Source organism: Desulfocicer vacuolatum DSM 3385 (assembly GCF_900176365.1).
Lineage (GTDB): Bacteria > Desulfobacterota > Desulfobacteria > Desulfobacterales > Desulfobacteraceae > Desulfocicer > Desulfocicer vacuolatum.
Genome location: NZ_FWXY01000009.1, coordinates 139,540 through 157,404 on the forward strand (window position 1 = coordinate 139,540; position 17,865 = coordinate 157,404).

At 43.5% G+C, this 17,865-nt stretch carries 12 protein-coding genes; 4 read left to right on the forward strand and 8 right to left on the reverse strand.

Translation table 11 applies throughout. The annotated features are described in order from the left end of the window. Nucleotides 1-19 precede the first annotated feature (19 nt). The 4 genes from B9A32_RS10115 to B9A32_RS22530 all read left to right on the forward strand — a co-directional run bounded on the left by B9A32_RS10115 (nucleotide 20) and on the right by B9A32_RS22530 (nucleotide 3,579). Entirely contained in the window at nucleotides 20-1,063 is a 1,044-nt protein-coding gene (locus tag B9A32_RS10115; protein WP_139795780.1) for an SGNH/GDSL hydrolase family protein, read from the forward strand. After that, on the forward strand, nucleotides 1,060-2,901 hold the full coding sequence (locus B9A32_RS10120) for a carbamoyltransferase family protein (RefSeq protein WP_084069019.1): 1,842 nt from the start codon (nucleotides 1,060-1,062) through the stop codon (nucleotides 2,899-2,901). Before B9A32_RS10115 ends, B9A32_RS10120 begins: the two co-directional genes overlap by 4 nt. A 109-nt stretch (nucleotides 2,902-3,010) precedes the next feature. Continuing rightward, nucleotides 3,011-3,427: an SxtJ family membrane protein gene (locus B9A32_RS10125; RefSeq protein ID WP_084069022.1), complete on the forward strand. Its 417-nt coding sequence runs from the start codon at nucleotides 3,011-3,013 to the stop codon at nucleotides 3,425-3,427. A gap of 11 nt (nucleotides 3,428-3,438) precedes the next feature. Next, a complete protein-coding gene (locus B9A32_RS22530; RefSeq protein ID WP_408607031.1) occupies nucleotides 3,439-3,579 on the forward strand; it encodes a DUF5989 family protein in 141 nt (46 codons plus the stop codon). A 272-nt stretch (nucleotides 3,580-3,851) separates the two neighbouring features. Here B9A32_RS22530 and B9A32_RS10130 read toward each other — a convergent pair whose 3' ends face one another. The 8 genes from B9A32_RS10130 to B9A32_RS10165 all read right to left on the reverse strand — a co-directional run bounded on the left by B9A32_RS10130 (nucleotide 3,852) and on the right by B9A32_RS10165 (nucleotide 17,422). Beyond that, on the reverse strand, nucleotides 3,852-8,273 hold the full coding sequence (locus B9A32_RS10130) for a calcium-binding protein (protein WP_084069024.1): 4,422 nt from the start codon (nucleotides 8,271-8,273) through the stop codon (nucleotides 3,852-3,854). Between the two features lie 562 nt (nucleotides 8,274-8,835). After that, complete coding sequence (locus B9A32_RS10135; RefSeq protein ID WP_084069027.1) at nucleotides 8,836-10,200, reverse strand: TolC family protein; 1,365 nt, start codon at nucleotides 10,198-10,200, stop codon at nucleotides 8,836-8,838. 182 nt (nucleotides 10,201-10,382) lie between these two features. Further along, a complete protein-coding gene (locus B9A32_RS10140; protein ID WP_084069030.1) occupies nucleotides 10,383-12,179 on the reverse strand; it encodes a hypothetical protein in 1,797 nt (598 codons plus the stop codon). Next, on the reverse strand, nucleotides 12,161-12,883 hold the full coding sequence (locus tag B9A32_RS10145; RefSeq protein WP_139795781.1) for a hypothetical protein: 723 nt from the start codon (nucleotides 12,881-12,883) through the stop codon (nucleotides 12,161-12,163). The genes B9A32_RS10140 and B9A32_RS10145 overlap by 19 nt, the downstream gene beginning before the upstream one ends. A gap of 170 nt (nucleotides 12,884-13,053) precedes the next feature. Then, a complete protein-coding gene (locus B9A32_RS10150) occupies nucleotides 13,054-13,740 on the reverse strand; it encodes a class I SAM-dependent methyltransferase (RefSeq protein ID WP_212637887.1) in 687 nt (228 codons plus the stop codon). Then, nucleotides 13,733-14,770: a glycosyltransferase family 2 protein gene (locus B9A32_RS10155; RefSeq protein WP_212637888.1), complete on the reverse strand. Its 1,038-nt coding sequence runs from the start codon at nucleotides 14,768-14,770 to the stop codon at nucleotides 13,733-13,735. The genes B9A32_RS10150 and B9A32_RS10155 overlap by 8 nt, the downstream gene beginning before the upstream one ends. Nucleotides 14,771-14,799: 29 nt before the next feature. Further along, a complete protein-coding gene (locus tag B9A32_RS10160; protein WP_212637889.1) occupies nucleotides 14,800-15,993 on the reverse strand; it encodes a glycosyltransferase family 4 protein in 1,194 nt (397 codons plus the stop codon). A 121-nt stretch (nucleotides 15,994-16,114) separates the two neighbouring features. Next, nucleotides 16,115-17,422, reverse strand: coding sequence for a hypothetical protein (locus tag B9A32_RS10165; protein ID WP_212637890.1), 1,308 nt, complete (start codon nucleotides 17,420-17,422; stop codon nucleotides 16,115-16,117). Nucleotides 17,423-17,865: the final 443 nt, after the last annotated feature.

Consider the following 17,865-nt stretch of genomic DNA (forward strand, 5'->3'; position numbering starts at 1 on the left):
CATTGGAAACAATAATCTTGTGAAAAAAATCGTTTATATTTTTTGTGTAAATGCAGCTGTCCTGCTGCTGATGCTGCTGGCTGTTGAAATGGGGGCCCGCTTGCTGGTACCCCGGAAAAATGTACAGCCCATTTTTAATGATGAAACCTTACGTACCCGGGGCAGACCATTTGTTGTTCCTGACAAAGTTCGTGGTTTTGCACTGAAACCGGGCTATACTGGCCCATTATATCACATTAATCAGCATGGATTTCGGGGTCAGGAATTTCCAGGGACACTGGACAAGAAAATTCAAATAGTTACGTTGGGGGAGTCCACCACCTTTGGGTGGGGTGTGGGGGAATATGAAACATTTCCCTATTTCTTAATGCAGGCATTTGGCCCTGGCGAGAACGTTCAGGTAATAAACGGTGGCGTTCCTTCTTATACCTCCAGCCAGACATTGGCTTATTTACAGGAAATAGTGACAGGTGACGTCATTAATGCCCAGTGGATTTTAATTAATATCCTTTGGAATGATATCTGGTACTCCACCATCGGCAACTGGCACCCGGATATTCTTGTGTACCAGAAACCGCCAGGTTGGATGTCCTGGATTGTGGACCATTCGTGCCTGGCCCGGATTTTGATAATGGGTGCCGGCAGCAAAGAAAAAGCAGTGGATAGATTTAATCCCGCAGCCCTGGATCAATATGAGAAAAATATTGAACAGATGATTTTGCTGTGCCAAAGAAACAAGATACCACTGGCCTTTGTTTCACCTCCATTTGATGCAGATCATATGCCGGAATCAGGTCTTAATGAGTTCCATGTTCGATACTCCCGTTCTTTTTTTATTGCCACGGCCCATCGTTATTTAAAAGCATTGACCCATGTGGCTTCCCGCCATGGTATACCTGTGTTTTCCCATGGGGTTGATATTCGATATCTGCATCAAAAATCGTTGTTTCTGGATGCATTGCATCCCACTTCCCAAGGAAACAAAATCATGGCCCGGGATGTATACGGACAGCTTTTACCCCTGCTGCATGAAACCCAATCCAAAGGAGGGACTCTGCCATGAATATCATTGGGATTTCAGCATGGTACCACGACAGTGCCGCAGCCCTACTGGTGGATGGAGAGCTTGTGGCTGCGGCCCAGGAAGAACGATTTTCCCGGATCAAGCACGATCCCTCTTTTCCAGAGCAAAGCATTCGATTTTGCCTCTCTTCCCAGGGAATTACACTGGGGGATGTGGATTATGTGGTGTTCTACGATAAACCCCTGATCAAATTTGAAAGGCTTTTGGAAACTTATCTTGCTTATGCTCCCAGGGGGCTGCGCTCTTTTTTAACATCCATGCCGGTGTGGTTAAAGGAAAAATTGTTTCTCAAGCAGCAGTTGAGAAAATCCCTCAGTGCCCTTTCCCACATAAACGAAAAATCACTGCCCCCACTTATGTTTACGGAACACCACCAGGCCCATGCAGCCTCTGCATTTTTCCCGTCCCCCTTTGACCGGGCTGCTGTTTTGTGTGTGGATGGTGTGGGGGAGTGGGCCACCACCTCTGTGTGGCAGGGAGACGGTAATGTCCTTGATCCGATGTGGGAGATTCATTTTCCCCATTCTCTGGGCTTGCTTTATTCGGCATTCACCTATTACACCGGTTTCCGGGTTAACTCCGGTGAATATAAACTCATGGGGCTTGCTCCCTATGGAGAGCCCCGTTATGTGAAACACATTTATGAGAATTTAATAGATGTTAAACCGGACGGCAGCTTTCAACTCAATATGGCATACTTCAACTATGCCGTTGGGTTGACCATGACCAACCAGCGATTTGCCCAACTCTTTGGAGGACCCCCACGGACACCGGAATCTCCCATCACCCAGAAAGAGATGGATCTTGCCCGATCCATTCAAGTGGTTATGGAAGAGGTTCTTCTCTCCATGGCATCCCATATCCGCAGGGAATTGGATGTGGATTACCTTTGTATGGCCGGAGGTGTGGCCCTGAACTGTGTGGCCAATGGCAAACTTTTGGAATCCAATCTTTTTAAAAAGATCTGGATACAACCTGCTGCAAGTGATGCAGGAGGGGCAGTGGGGGCGGCTTTTTCCTTGTGGCATGAATACCTTGGGCATCAACGCACAACCACCCCGGGAAAGGACAAAATGAGGGGGGCCCGTCTGGGACCCGCCTATGGAACCCGGGATGTTACTGCATATCTTGACAATATCGGTGCCACGTACCAAATACTGGATGAAGAGACCCTGCTTTCACGCCTTGCTCTACTCATTGACCAGGGTAACGTGGTGGGGTGGTTCCAGGGAGCCATGGAGTTTGGGCCCAGGGCCTTGGGGGGACGTTCCATTATTGCCGACCCCCGCAGTTCCAAAATGCAGTCCATTCTCAATTTGAAAATTAAGAATCGGGAATCCTTTCGCCCCTTTGCCCCTTCGGTGAAAAAGGAGGATGCGGCAGAGTGGTTTGATCTTCCCGGTGAGAGTCCTTATATGCTGCTGGTGGCCCGGATTCAAAAAGAGAAACAGATTTCCATGAGCCCTTCCCAGAAAAATCAATTCGGCATGGAAAAACTCAAAGCACAACGATCCGGCATACCCGCCGTTACTCATGTGGATTACTCGGCCCGGGTGCAGACCGTTAACCAGGAGACAAGCCCCTTTTACTGGAAGATTCTTGACCATTTTAAAAATCTCACCGGATGCCCGGTGCTCATCAATACCTCGTTTAACGTAAGAGGAGAGCCCATTGTCTGTTCTCCAGAAGATGCTTATGCCTGCTTTATGGGAACTGAAATGGATTATCTTGTGATGGAGAATGTTTTACTTAGCAAAAAAAAACAATCCCAGAAAGGTGGATTCCGCACATGGGCATCACAATTCTCTCCTGATTGAGTAGCCTTTTCCTGGTAAATGAAATTTATGATTTATAAATTTGGTTGATGAAAAATTGCTTATTTGTGAGAGTTCAATTGGAATCCCATGGAAAAAAGGAGACATTAAAATGCATGAGCAATCGTTGACCCGTCGTGACTATAGACACTTTGCCTTTCTCATGGCTTTGTTTGTCCTCATACTCTTTGGGGTTTTATGGCCTCTTTTAAGAGGGGGAGTCATATTGATGAAAGCCTGGCCCTGGGTTGTCGCAGGATTGCTGGTCTGCTGGGGGATGGTTTGGCCTGAAGGCTTGCGTTTTATTCATGCTCCCTGGATGGCCGTGGGACGTGTTTTGGGAATATTAAACACAACGGTTATACTTACCCTTGTGTTTTATTTATTTATTACCCCCATGGCCATTGTACTTAAAGTCCTGGGTAAAGATACCATGGAGAGGACTTTCAAACGTAATGGTGTGCATGACTCCCATTGGAAAAAGAGCTCCAATGGGAGAAGAATTGAATATATGGAGAAAATATACTGATGTGGGAGTTGATGAAAGATCTGTGGGAGTTTATGGTTGCTCGGAAAAAATTCTGGTTGGCCCCTGTGTTGATATTGATGTTACTGGTTGGTTCTTTGGCTTTTTTTTCCCAGGGATCGGTGATTGCGCCATTTATTTATGCCCTGTTTTAGCACCCAGTATTAACCTATGTGGCCGGTGCTTTTTCAAGGTTAAATTGACGGGTAAAAAAATCCCCTCATTTGTTTTTCCTTGTAGGCGGAAATGGCGAGGAATACGAACTGTACGTTAAACCTTTAAGCACACAACTAATTTCTCTAAATAAAATAAGCCCCCTGGATAATTCAATTCCAGGGGGCTTGTTTTTTATTATCTAATTATTTTTAACTCATTCAAAATATATGAAATATACAAATTTAAACTGAGTTAAATGGTAATTCTTGTGTTAGACAATATCTTCTGCAACAACACCTTGTCGATCATCACCAAGGCCTGTAAAAGTGATGGCATAATCAGCTGCACCATCAAGGTCTGCATCGACAACCAGATAGCTGTCATAGGGCAGAACACCACCACCATCTACTTGTGAGTCATAAACATAAATGTAGTGGATAGATCCGTCAAAACTATTTCCAGCACCAGTGAGGTTGTTAGCAAATTGTACTGCCAGCTCAACATTGTTGATCTGGTTGGTGTTTGTGGTATTTGCATCCATTACTACAAAATTATGCTGACCACTGAATTTACTCACACCAGCCACGTCCAGATCCAGTTTGTCTTCACCATTTCCAGGTTGCTGATTGGCTGGATTGGCCACCTGTAAACCGAAAAAGTCAGAAATTACATCAGCCGTTGCTGTGGTAAGGCCACTGTCACCATTGGTAATGTGGAATACATCCGTGGTTCCGCCAACAGGAACGCCATTGGGAATACCATTCCAAAGGGTGTTACCAGTGTAATCATTGTCTACGGCGTTACCATCCCCATCACCACCGATCATTGTGTCTGAGCCCAGACCACCGGTGATGTCGTCGGAATTCAATCCACCGCAAATGAGATCGTCTCCATCATCTCCAAAAAGATCATCTGAGTTTTCTCCACCGGAAATCTGATCGTCTCCGTCGCCACCGCGGATGTTATCCCAGCCCTGGCCACCGTAGAGCTCATCGTTTCCGCCATCGCCGGTGATGACATCAAAGCTGGCTCCACCAAAAATAAGGTCATCGCCATCGCCACCGATCAGGGTATCACTGTGACCGCCACCGTAGATGGAATCATCTCCGCCACCGCCATTTACAAGATCCTGTCCAGCACCTGCCCAGACTTCATCATCGCCAACACCCATGATGAACTCTTCGCTGATGAAGTAGCCAGCATTGCCAAAGTTCTGGCTGGAGTTAACAAATACATCACCTGAATACTGGGTAAAATTGTAATTTTCAATACCGCGCAACGTGTCTGTAACAGTACCACCATAGTTGAGGAAGTCATCTCCCCATCCAATGATAAGTGACGCATTCTGGTTTGAGTTGCCATCATAAACCCAGAGCAGATCATCGGGACCGGCAGGAGCAATGAGGGTTTCATCATCAAAATCTTCATCAGGCCAGATATCCCAATCCTGAAGGTCAATGTAGTGATTTCCACCTTCATCTCTTGCAGAGATTCTGACAATATCATTGGCAAAGGAGGTTTCGTCAAAAGTGATATTTTCATCATCACTGACCACAGTTAAAGCACTCTGTCCTGTGAGTGCCCGTGCATCAATGTTAAGGGATGCAGGTGCAGCATTATCATTGGGATCATCAAAGCTGGTTGGATCCTGTGTCAGGATAAACAGTCTTTCTGACTCGTCCACAGTGGCAGCATGGTAGCTGTCCACCATATTATCCACAATAGTATCATTCAATACCACAGTGAGCTGCTGGGGAGTGGCTTCTGTTCCGTTGAAAAGAATTGTTCCAACATTTTTGATGTTTCCAAGATCGTTGAGGCTCAACTGGGCATCATTCTGGATTTCAAGAATATCCCAGTTGCCGGTGCCCATTTCAAACCAATCCACGGTGAAATCTTCATCCACATTCCAGATACCATAGTTTACGTGAACTGCAGGCATATTATCGGTGGCACCACCGTCAATAATCTGGTCCCCATCAAGGGTCGGGGCATCATTGTCTTCATCAAAGATGAAGCGATCTCTGGTCTGGGATATGCCCTCTTCACCATTGTAGGTAAAGTGACGACCGATTTCCAGGCCAGTGGCGTCAATGACAATGTCAGTTTCCACCTGATTTACACCATTATAGGTATCAGGTGCCCCAGGTCTATCATTAACAGGATCATGGTCATTGATGATGTTCAGATAACCATTGGCATCCTGGTTGTTATCAATGAGGTTGTTGCTCAGAACCAATTCGTAAGAACTTCCGTTTACAAAACGAAGATTCTCAAAGCCACTTACATTGAGAGTCTCGGAAGGACCAATATGGATCACATCATCATTAAGGAGGTCTCCATCAATGACAAGGGTATCTGTTCCTTCGCCACCAACAACAGTATCGCGAACAGTAAGGCCAGCATCCACTTCATCCAGAGCATCAAAGATCACTGTGTCATCTCCAAAGCCCATCATGATATTCTGTCCACCATTTTCTTCCAGAGCGGCATTGCTTACCCGAACCACGACATCTGCAGTGGATGTGGAAGCATCAATGGTCTGTGCAATAACGCGAACTTGATCTGCCTCACCACTCCAATCAAAAATCTGACCATTGGCTGCGGCTGTTCCAGGTGCATCACCATATCCATCCACGTTGTACTGATAGAGACCGCCATTTCCACCAGCAGTGGTGGTATCCAGGTTCAGAAAGTTGGTGCCATCACCACCTGTGATTGTCAGGGTGCCGGTGATATCGTTAACATCTTCCAGAGCGATGGTGTTGGATTCGGTATCATTGTCATGGATGGTCACATTTTCCACATCTGGTGTGGAAAGGGTGAAGTTAAATCTGGGATCTGCATTGACGTCGTCTTCCACAGTTACGGCAACAAGGTCAGCTGCTCCAGTGGCATCCTTAAGATTTACATTAAGAATGTTATCTGTAACACCGTTGTTGTCAGAAGTACCGTGGACAATGGTAATGGCCTGGGCCTGTTCTGCGGTCAGGTCATTAAGATTAACGGTCATGTCTTCTTCAAATACGGTATCCACGCCATTGGAACCTTCATTGCGTACCCAGATGGATGCCAGGGAATCAAAGGCATCTGCATCCACAGTTACAACATCGGCAGCAGCATCTGCATCATGGCCTGTGCGGATTTCAAGGTTCTGGACGTTCATGATATCTGAACCACCAAGAACATTATGATTTCCAAGAAGTACCAGTGTGTTGTCTCCGGCACCGCCGTCAATGGTATCACCTGCAGCTGCACCAGCTTCCAGGTCTATCCCGTCAATGAGACGGAAGATATCATCTCCCTCACCACCTGTAACAACCATGTTAATGAAATCATTGGTGGTACCGTCTTTGACGGCATTGAGCTCTGCGCCCAAAGTGATGTCAAGATCGCCGGTGAAACCAGTGGCATTAATGGTTTCCAGGGAACCTGCTACATTTTCCAGAGCCGGTGCGTAGGCAATGGCTTCTTCAATTTCAGGGCCGTAGATGATATCTTCCTGTCCAAGGGTCAGATCGGCATTACCACTGATATTAAGGGCCTGGAGATCTTCAGCAATGAACTGGTCAACGGCATTGGCGCTGAACTCAGAAACAAGGTTAATGGTTTCAATACCATTATTGGCTGCACGGACTTCAGAACGTTCCTGGATGATCAATTCATTGAGATCGACATCGTTAAGGGTCAATTGTACGCTGTCTGCAGCACCGCTTACGGCATCGTCATCAAATGCAAATTCAACATCCTGCTCTTCCTGACCGGAGTTAGCAATGGAAAGTTCCACAGGAATATCATTGATGTTGTCGATGGTGGCTTTTTGAATACCATCGTTAATGCGTGTGATATTGATGGCATCGGTGAGGCCTCTGGCTCCCTGGAGATCCAGTTGGTCAACGGCAGCGTCACCAGATCCGGTGAAGGCGACATTAACAACTTCAATGCCGTTAAGTAAGGGACCCACAGTGTCATCGCCATTGTCGTTTGAATTACCCAGCTCAGCAGTTAATACAGGATTAAGACCTTCGCCGGTGAGGATATCTTCATCCTGCAGATAATTGATCCGATCTGTACCACCGGGGTTATAACCAAGACCGGCATGGAAAGAATTTCCAGTCATGATATCTGTATCTGCGGTTAATTCAATGGCATTTCCTGCCTGCACAGAAGCATCAACTTGATCAGTGGCAGCATCCACACTGTCTTCTGTATTGTCGACACTGTCGTTGAGGTTGATGAAATAATCATAGCCATAGGAGTCAAAATCATCAATATTATCAGCCACATAATTGGAGACTTCAACTCTGTTGGCAAATTGATCCTGGGCATCTCCGGCATTTTCTGGATCGGTGATGGCATCAATAAGATCCACAATAACCTGGCCTCTGGATTTTCCTTTACCGCCTTCTGCGACAGGAGCCAGCTCATTCACCCAATAGGCAATACCCTCGGGATCATCTTCAATGGTTTTACCCAGAGTATTTTCATAAATATGCTCAATGAAATCTTGATCATTGTCCAGTGCACCATCAAAATAATCGATGGCAGCACTTGTTGTCAGCATCACTTCGGCTGTGCTGACACGGTCAGCCTGGTTTGTCTGCCAATATGCATTCCCTTCACCTTCAGAAGATCTTCCGAAGATTGCAACATAAAGTTCAGATACCTGTGTTTGAGTTAAACCTGTTTCCATTCTTTCCTCCCTTAGGAAAATTTTAGTTAAGGTTTGCAGAGGCTTTTGCCCTGCAGCTTTTAAAAAATATTATCCGTATATAGAACACGAATATTCTAATTAAGTAGCAAACCATCAAAGCAATTTGTATGCCACTTTATAGATTGTGTGGGGTTTTAATGTTTTTGTACGTAGTCCTTCTTCATAATCATTTTGACCATTATTAACCATGATGTTGTATTATAATATATTTTTGGGGTGAACCAATAAAATAGAAGAATAATACATTGCTGATGGTTTTTGGGTAAATGGATTGCAGAGATTGTATATCTCTTTATTATTCTTAAGATATTGCTTAAAATTTGAGAGGGTTTTATTGATACGTCGGTTACTTTAATGGATATATAGCATACTTAATTTTTTAAAAAAATAATTTTGTTGTTTTTTTGTGGATAAATATAAAAATTCATCAACCTTGCCAATGAATTGTGCAAAAATAAAGGGGGGGTATAAAAAAATAAAAATTGCTCCGCCTGACAGGAATGTTTATTGGTGTTGCTGGTTTAATTTGTCCACAGCTGGTTTAATTTGACCATCCACGGGCAGATGGCATTGGCATTGTTGTCAATCCCATGGCGTCGTAAAGTTCTGCCAGGCTCATTTGATAATCCAGCAGTGCCTGCCCTTTTCTTGCTTCAGATCGTGCCAGTGTGGCCTGGGCATCCAGTACCTGGGATGTGGTGCCAATGCGTGCATTGAATCGTTTTTTCTGGCGTTCATACCCTTCCTGGGATGCAAGCAGCGCATTTTCCACAGATACAAGGCGTTTTAAACTCTCTTCCAGTGCATGGAAAGCCACCCCCACCTCCTCTTTTATTTCCATTTCAATCTGGTGTGAGTCTGTTTTAATGCGTTGTATTTCAAGATGGTGGCGCTTATTTTCATAAAAAGCAGAACCACCGTCAAACAAATTCATCTGAACTGAGATGCCAGCGCTCCAGTATGTGTTATGTTGATCCTGATAGGATGAACTGGTTTTGTCATATTGCTTATCAGAGTCATAGAGTCCAAGATCAAGATTTATTCTTGGATAGTATCGTCCCTTTGAAATGGCAGCGTCCTTAGATGCCATTTCTATTTTCAACAAAAGAAGTTTTATCTCTGGTCGATTTGTCATGGCCTCTTCAATGCATTGGGTAATGTCCAAGCCCACATCATCATGCCGGGGTGTTTCAAATTCATCGTCAAAGGTAATGTGATTTGTAAAATTCACATCCTGGGACAGACCCAGCAAGCGTTTGAGCCGTTGGGTGTGTTTGTAAATAAGAATGTTTGTATTTAGAAGTTGTTGCTTTGCCTCTTCCAGGTCTGCTTCTGCCTGGAGAACATACACATAGGCTGCCATTTTCTTAGCACTGAAGGCCTTGGCCGAAGCCAGATCTGTTTCCAGTCTTTTAATACTTTGGGTGATGGATGAGACATCGTACCGTGTTTTCAGTAGTTCAAAGTAAAAGGTACGGATTTGATTCACCAGGTCTATTTTTTGTAAATTCACCATGGCTTTTTGGTATGCTTTTTGTAATTTTGCCTTGTCAAAACGATTTTTATTCTCAAAACCCGCAAACAATGTCTGATTTATTTTTAAACCTGCAACGGAATTTTTTTGATCAATATAGTCTTCATCTGTGTTACCTGAAGAGTATTCGTTGATAATTTTAGAGTGGGAGTAACTTGTTGAAATGGTAGGTAAAAAATGTCCTCTCAAAGATTTTATATCCATTTCCGCCTGGTCAATACGAATTTTTTCACCCTGAATCAAAGGACTGTGCTTTATGCCATATTCGATGCTTTGCTTCAGGGAAAATATCTCTGCCCTCCCCTGGAAGGGGGTGGCAACGGTTATAAATAATATAAAAAGACAGTATCCGGCGATAAATTTATTTTTCAAGACAACTCTCCTGCATCAGTTTATAGGCTGTTTATTGTATGCTGAGCGCATGTTTCATAAAGAGAATAGTTAACAGAAAATATTGCCGGGTGCAATGCTTATAAAGTGAGACCTTTTTTTGAAATTTTGTGGGGAGCAGGTTTTTCCATTGATGTTTTATTTTTTAAGGGTATTGGACTTTTTTAAGGTTTTAGAATTGGACGAACAACGGCATAATATTTATATTCTGTCACATTCACGGCATTTGAAATATATAGTTTTGAAATCACAGAAGATAACGCTCTTTTTAATTCAATGGGATATGGCCATTTGTGAGCAGCCCACAGCAGGTCAATATAAGGCAGAATAATTACATCCGCTTCATTTTTTTTAAACATAAGCTTAAGACGTTCAAAAAAATGGTCGTCCACTTTTGCCATGGGAAATTGCCGCATGGTTTCCGGCCAGTGCTGTCTTGCAGCTGTGAAGTTTTTGTCACCACCCACATTATAGGTGATAATGTTTAAACGGGATGCTGTATAGTTGACCAGGAAATCATTTCGCCAGGGAAGAAAGGCAACTTTTTCTCCAGGAGTCAGGACTGTTCGCATTTTTTCCACAAATTCTGATTCAATTCCATGGAACATTTTGCGGCAATTGACATAGTGCTTGAGCTTTAGTGGTAAATTGGGAATATTTAAAATCATGACAATGATCATTATAAAAACAGCCGTGTGGATATTTCTTTGTTTGTTTTTTTTTGCCATTGCCAGAATCAGTAAACACCAGGCACCAAAAACACCCAGGGCTCCCCAGCGATAACTTGCCCTCATATTATTAAAACCAGGCAGGTGTTTTGAAAGTAAAGCAGAGCCCGTTGGGGCGATGGCATATTTTTTTTCCATTGCTCCGCCAATGTTTTTTTCTACCGGTTTTTTAGAATTTATTTTCAACGAAGGTCCCAATGCCATATAAAATCCAAATAGAGAGATAATGATAAATGCAATGGCAATATTTTTTTTGACAGAAGTGCACCAGGTTGCCCATATGGCCCCGAAAATAACAGGTGCAGAGAATGAGGTTATCCACACGGAAGCATCGCCGAAAAAGTTTTTTCCTGATCGGGAGACACTTCCACCCATAAGATCCAGCAACCAGTGCAGTCCTTTTGTTGGAATAAACATAAATGTGACATCCACACCCCAGCCTCTGAAAAAAGTCAATGGGGATGGAGTGAAATGGGTTTTGCCGATGTAGAGAACAAAGAGAAGATAGGAAAGCCCCAGGCCCAAAAAATGAATGGGGCAGGAGATGTGGAGCAGGTGTCCCCTGGGGATTGCACGGATGATAAATAGTGATGTCCCCAAAAGGCTTGTGCCCACAGCAAACATCATAAAGCTATAACCGTCCATGAATATGGCGATTGTGCACACAGTCAGATAGCACCCCGTTGTCCTTAAAATGGACAGTCTGCCGGGTTTTGGCAACGGGGCTTGTGGGTAAAACAGATAAAGTGCTGCGAGAAAATAGAACGGCAGCAGGGCAATTCCCGTTGAAAGCATGGAATAGCTGGAGTGGGCCCAAATAACAGGCGTTGTTCCCCAGGCAGTGGCCCCTATCAATGAATGGACGGGGTGCACCGAAAAGTAACGTCCAATTTTATATGCAGAGAAAAAAGCAATGGTTAACCACAGTGCAATCATGGACGCGTATGCATCTGCAGGATGGAAGCCAAGGCGCATAAAAATGGCAGTGGGCCAAGCTCCTGCCAGGCCAAAGGCCATGGCTGCAGGCTGGGGGGCACCAAAATTATTGGCATAAATATTGAAGATGGATTCATTGAGGAATGATTGGGAAAATCCGGTTGACCAGATCGCCTGTCCAAGTGTCGGCATTGAAAAGAAGGGAAGAGCGCCATTAACCATTAATACAAACAAAAGGGCCGTCATGGATAATAAAAGCGTTCCCAGATTGATTCCATTTATAAGCGCTCGGTCCATGTTGCTTCTCCATTGAAATATTTAAAGGTAATCGTGAAAAAGAGAAGATCTCCCAATACAGTTATCATGCGGCCCAGCACCACGGCTAAAAGCAGATCAACCTGTGCAACTCCTCCGTCAAGTAAAAATAGTAATATCATTTCTCGAATCCCGGCACCGGCAGGTGCGCCAGGTGTAATAAGACCTCCTAACCACGCAACAACATAGGCACCACACAGGGTAATAAACATGGCAGGAGATATGGCCTGTGGGTTAATAATCAATATTACTGAAATGAAAATAAAACCAGATATAGCCAAAAATATAATTTGCAGAATCATTGCTGTTCCAAGGAGATGGGAAAGAAAATGGTTCATTGCTCTGACGCATCCAATTACCAATACTGCAAAGATTGTTATTGCCGCAAAGATGGATACAGCAGGCCACAGCAATGGGAGTACCAATAGACTGAACAATGCACCGGCAAGGGTAATCAAAGTCAGCTCCCACAGAGTCGATTTTAAAAGTATCTCCGCTGTTACTCCTGCCGCCATACCCATTGCCTGTCTGCCTGCCAGGTGAAAAATGTTTCCTGGAACATATTTGGCAAGTTGGGATATGCCATAAATTTTTATGGCCCGGTTTTTTGCTATTTTTTTATCAAGAAAAGAGAGCAGACACCACCATGCCTGTGCCAGTAATATGTTGCCAGCACCATAGATCAATGTGAGAAGGACAATTAAAAGAATGGAGATGGGATTGAAGCGTGTAAAATTGATTACATGGGCATAGCTGCCCAGTCGCACAGCAACAAAAGCCACCCCCATAAAGCCCAAGGCGCCTCCAACAATGTGCAGCCATCGTTTGGTTGGTGTTGGCATGGTAATCTTGCTTCTCATTTCATGCGGCAGAGCAGCATAATCCAGGGGAGGGGAGCCTTGATTTTCACAATATGAAAATAATTACTCACAAGCTGGATAAATTGTTTGTGGGACCAGTGTTGGATATGCCCGGGGGTGTTGCCCCATTGATGAAGATATTTGCCACGGATCAGATTGAGAAAGCACCATATGGGTTCACGGGGAACACTTATTATGATGTGCTTTGTGGTCACACATTGAAGTGCGTAAAGGCCAGCTTCCGGTTTTTCCAGGTGTTCAAGCACTTCGCAGCATACGAGCAGGTCTGCACTGTCACGGTGTGGTTTAATATCATATATGCTGCGCGGCGTGAAGATACTGGGTGGGACTCCATGGGTGCTTGCATTTTTACGGGCAATCTCAATTATTTTTTCTGAGAAGTCACTGCCACGGGCAAGAAATCCTTGTTTGTTCCAATTTAACACCCAGTGCCCTTCACCACACCCGATTTCATGGATGGTGTTGGGAGAAGCCATGCTAACCAGTTCGGACAGGGCAGATTTAAAATTTGTCATCATCCATTGGACAATGGGGTTTTGCGAACCGTATTTGTCATAGGTATTTCCAATGATAATTCCGTTTTCTTTAATTCCACCTGAAATTTTCATGTTGTTTCTGCTTTGATGGGGTGGGAGGGATACTTTCAGTTTGGATTCACTCATTCTGTTGGCTTCCGATACTTTTTTTTGCCATGATATGTGTGATTTCCTTTATGTTAAACCGCACCTCCTCCATAAGTTTACGATTGGCTGCCAGAAGATCTGCAATAAATGCAATTAAAATTGACTGAAAACCCATTCCCATTAAAATACTGGCCAGTATTAATGATTGAATATGCCCATCTCCGTCATTGTGAATGTAGTACCAGAGAAATCGTAGTCCAATTAACAAACCAATGGCAAACAAGGCTGCGCCAATTGATCCAAAGAATCGAAAGGGACGGTAAATTACAAAAATACGAATAATCGTGCTGATGCTGCGTTTGATATACGATGGAATGCTTTTTACCAGTCGGGATGGTCGTAGATCTTTATTGACCTCGATCGGTACAGAAATGATGGCCATATTCTTTTGTCCAGCCTGGATGATGGTTTCCAGCGTATATGTGTAATCGTTGAATACCACCATTTGTTGGGCAGCAGTGCGGTGGATGGCTCTGAAGCCACTGGGGGCGTCTGTGATGTGGGTGTTGCTGGCACCCCGTACGACCCAGCTTCCCAGTTTTTGTAATATTTTTTTTACGGGTGAAAAGTGTGTGATGCTCCCTATGGGACGGCTTCCAATAACAATGTCAGCTTTGCCCTCCAGCACTGGTCCGGCGAGTTGTGGGATATTGCTACCATTGTATTGATTGTCAGCATCTGTATTGACTATGATATCCGCTCCAAGGCGCAAACACGCGTCAAGCCCCGTCATGAAAGCACGGGCCAGTCCCTGATTCCGGGTATGATTTACAATGTGATCCACGCCATTTTTTTTTGCGACTTTCACAGTATCATCGGTGCTTCCATCATTAATGATTAACCATTCTACCACCTTAAAACCGGGCATTTCACGTGGCAGCTCTGCCAGTGTGGTGGCAAGTGTATCTGCTTCATTATAACAAGGTATCTGAATAATTAGTTTCAATCTTAAAGCTCCAGCCCTTTGGGTCTCGTTGGTAGTTGAGGCCTTTTGGCCTTGTTCAATCATGAGTATGTTAAATAAAATTATTTGTAAAGTCACGTTAATAAATATTTGGCGTCCTCATGTACTTTATAAAGATACTTCAATTGGGCTGGAAGGCAAATTCGCTGTAAATCATATTTTTCCATAATGGTTTGGCGGGCTCTGGCCCGTATTTGGTCAAAACGTCGGGGGTGATCCAGCACTTCATTTATTTTTTTGACAAGTGCTTTGGAGTCGAAAAAATCCACAAGTAGGCCATTGACCTTGTCTTCAATTACTTCCATGACAGGGGGCGTGGCTGATGCCACCAGGCAGCATCGGCATGCCATGGCCTCCAACATAGACCAGGAAAGAACAAAGGGGTAGGTCAAGTATACATGAACTGCTGATACCTGGAGAACGGAAATGAATTGATTGTAGGGAACTTGTCCCATAAAATGAACCCGGGATGGATCAAATTGAACTTCATTTAAATATTTTTGGCGGTAGGTCATACCTTGGGGGAGCTGTTTCCCATAGCTGACTTTATCCCCACCGATAATCAGCACATGGGCATTGGGGCGAGAATCTAAAATTTTTGGCAATGCCCGTACAAAAGTATGAAATCCTCGGTAGGGTTCAAGGTTGCGATTTACAAAGGTGATGACCTCATCAGATTTTGTTAGGGTAACTCCTGCTGTCTTTAAATGTAACCGAATGTGGGGATTTTCTTTTACAATATCTGTGTTGATTCCTTCGTGAATCACTTTTATTTTGTTGTGAAAAATTTCGGGGAATTGTTGTTTTTGCCATAGCGTGGGAGCAATGCCGTGGTCACAGGCTTCAAGGCTTAAGAGGTTGGTGGCATTCTTGGTTCGTACCCGGGCCAGTCCGTCCAGTGATGATGGATATTCCGGGTCAAACCCCACATCAGCTCCCTTGCCATGATAATAAAATTCAAAATATCCAATGATGGGTACGTGGGGAAAATAGTCTTTCAGGAAAAGTGTTTCCCCCCATCCAGAGTGTGCACAAATCACATCGGGGATGAATCCTTTTTGGGATAGTGCCTGTAGAACCGATATGATGGTCTGTCCCCTGCGAATATTAGCTTCAAAGCCCCTGATATACGGGTGGGTTTTGTCGCCAGCCTCCCTGGGTTTTTTGTACCACATCTGCTTGATATTCGGTATTTTTATTGCATTGGGCCGCTGCTCGCCAATGGCCACCACTTGATTTTGGGGATTTGTGGCTACAGCCTTTGCCAAATGGCGATATTGCCCGGGAAAATTTTGGTGGATAAACAGAATTTTCATTTGTTTATAAAATTTTTTTGATAATGTGCTCTGTTTTTTATATGTCTGGAATTTACAATTGGAAATTTCAACTTCAATTTGCGGTTTGTGGTATTGATGATGGTATTTGAACGGGCAGAAAGAGGCTCTTATTGATCCTTAGATTCAGAATTTTTATGATGTCATTATATTCTATCTCAAAACGATAATCTTGATTGTTGATGATTTTTGTGATGAAACGTCCGGCGTTATCTGTGAAAAATCGGTTCACAACGGTATTGTCTGGCTTGCTATAAATAGTAACCGAGGCTCCTTTGCACTCTTCTCCTGTTGTGTATACGGAGTTGTTGTTTTTGTCAGAATATATAACACTATAAATATCAGAGTATTTGGAATCTTCCTGTTCAAAGTTGGTTGTTCCTGCATTTAGTGATGTGCTGATAAATTTTATACGCTCTCGGTAGGGGAAAAAAGTAATTCCGATACCCGATTCGCTGGCTGATCCAGCAAAAAGAACTCTGTTTTCCAGCGTGGATTTAAGTTCTTTGCGGATCAGATACGAGAATGCGGTGTTGACAATATGATCAGAAGAATCATTAAGTCCGTGTATCCTCAGGACATGCGACTCAGAGACATCAGAACCATTGTATCCCATGTTTGTTGCTCGAATAAAAGGGTCATTACTCAGGTTCAATGACGGGTCTCTATCTATGTTGATCAGTTGTCTTGAATAGATTTTTGCAGACTTTTGAAGTGAGGTGTTGCTCATGAGTGGAGGGTAGATATTTGGCCACTCTTGAAAAATGTTTGTGGCGATATCTGAAAATTCTGCATCGCTTATCTCGTAATAGTGTCTTAAAGTGTATGGTTGCCATCTCACCTGATTTACCATTGTTTGAAGTTGTGCTTCAGATTTGAGTTGGGATGAGCCAAAGCAGATGGTAATAAAATATGCATTTCGCCAGTAATCATCAATTGTTTCAGTGCCAGCACTTACAGATATACCCATAAGTTGAAAATCAGTACTTAGGAGTCTTAGTGGGCTGACTCTTTCCGGGTTGAGCTCCTGCTTAAAGATATTTTCAATTATAATTTTGAATGCATCCCTTGAGGACAGAAAGTTTAAAAAAGTTATGACCCCACCGGTTTCATCCGTATTAAGATAGTCGTGCTCTGGTGTTAAATCAGGTTCAGAAATATCCTCATTTGCACTGTTATGTGCAGCGGCTTTTAAATTTAAAAATGTATCAATAGCGTAGGGGGGGTATGTATCCTCCAGCCAAGGCATTTCCTTTTTTAAAGTGACTCTGTCGTATCCCAGGGATTCAGCTTTGGAAAAGGGGTCAAGCCTTATTTCGTTAATGATTGATGTGAAAAAGACAAGGTCTTCCTGGGAATTCATAGCATATGTGTGTGATACGCTATTGCCAGATAATGTAAGGAGGATAAATGAAGTATATATTAAATTTTTTAGATTTAGAGTTTTCATGCTTTTATTCTTATGCAAAAAACATGCCTTAAAAAAATTGCTTTCATGGCAGTGTTTTTTTTATTGCTGCTGTTTAAATTTGACCAGGATTGTCAAATTTAAACCGCTTCTGAATATTTTTTCCATAATTTATTCGTGAAATACATGAATCCTGTTAACGTGTGGTGTGATTTTATTGTTGGTCTGTTTTGAAGCAATTTCCAAGATTGTGTTTTAAAAAAAAAATCAGCGTGTGCGAATGCCGTTTTATTTGGTGTCGGTTTTCTGGTATTAAACAATAGCTTTGTTTCGTTCTGGATTAATATATATACTAAACACTTAAGTCTTCGCGTCTCTTTTCAAGGCATTGACTTGTG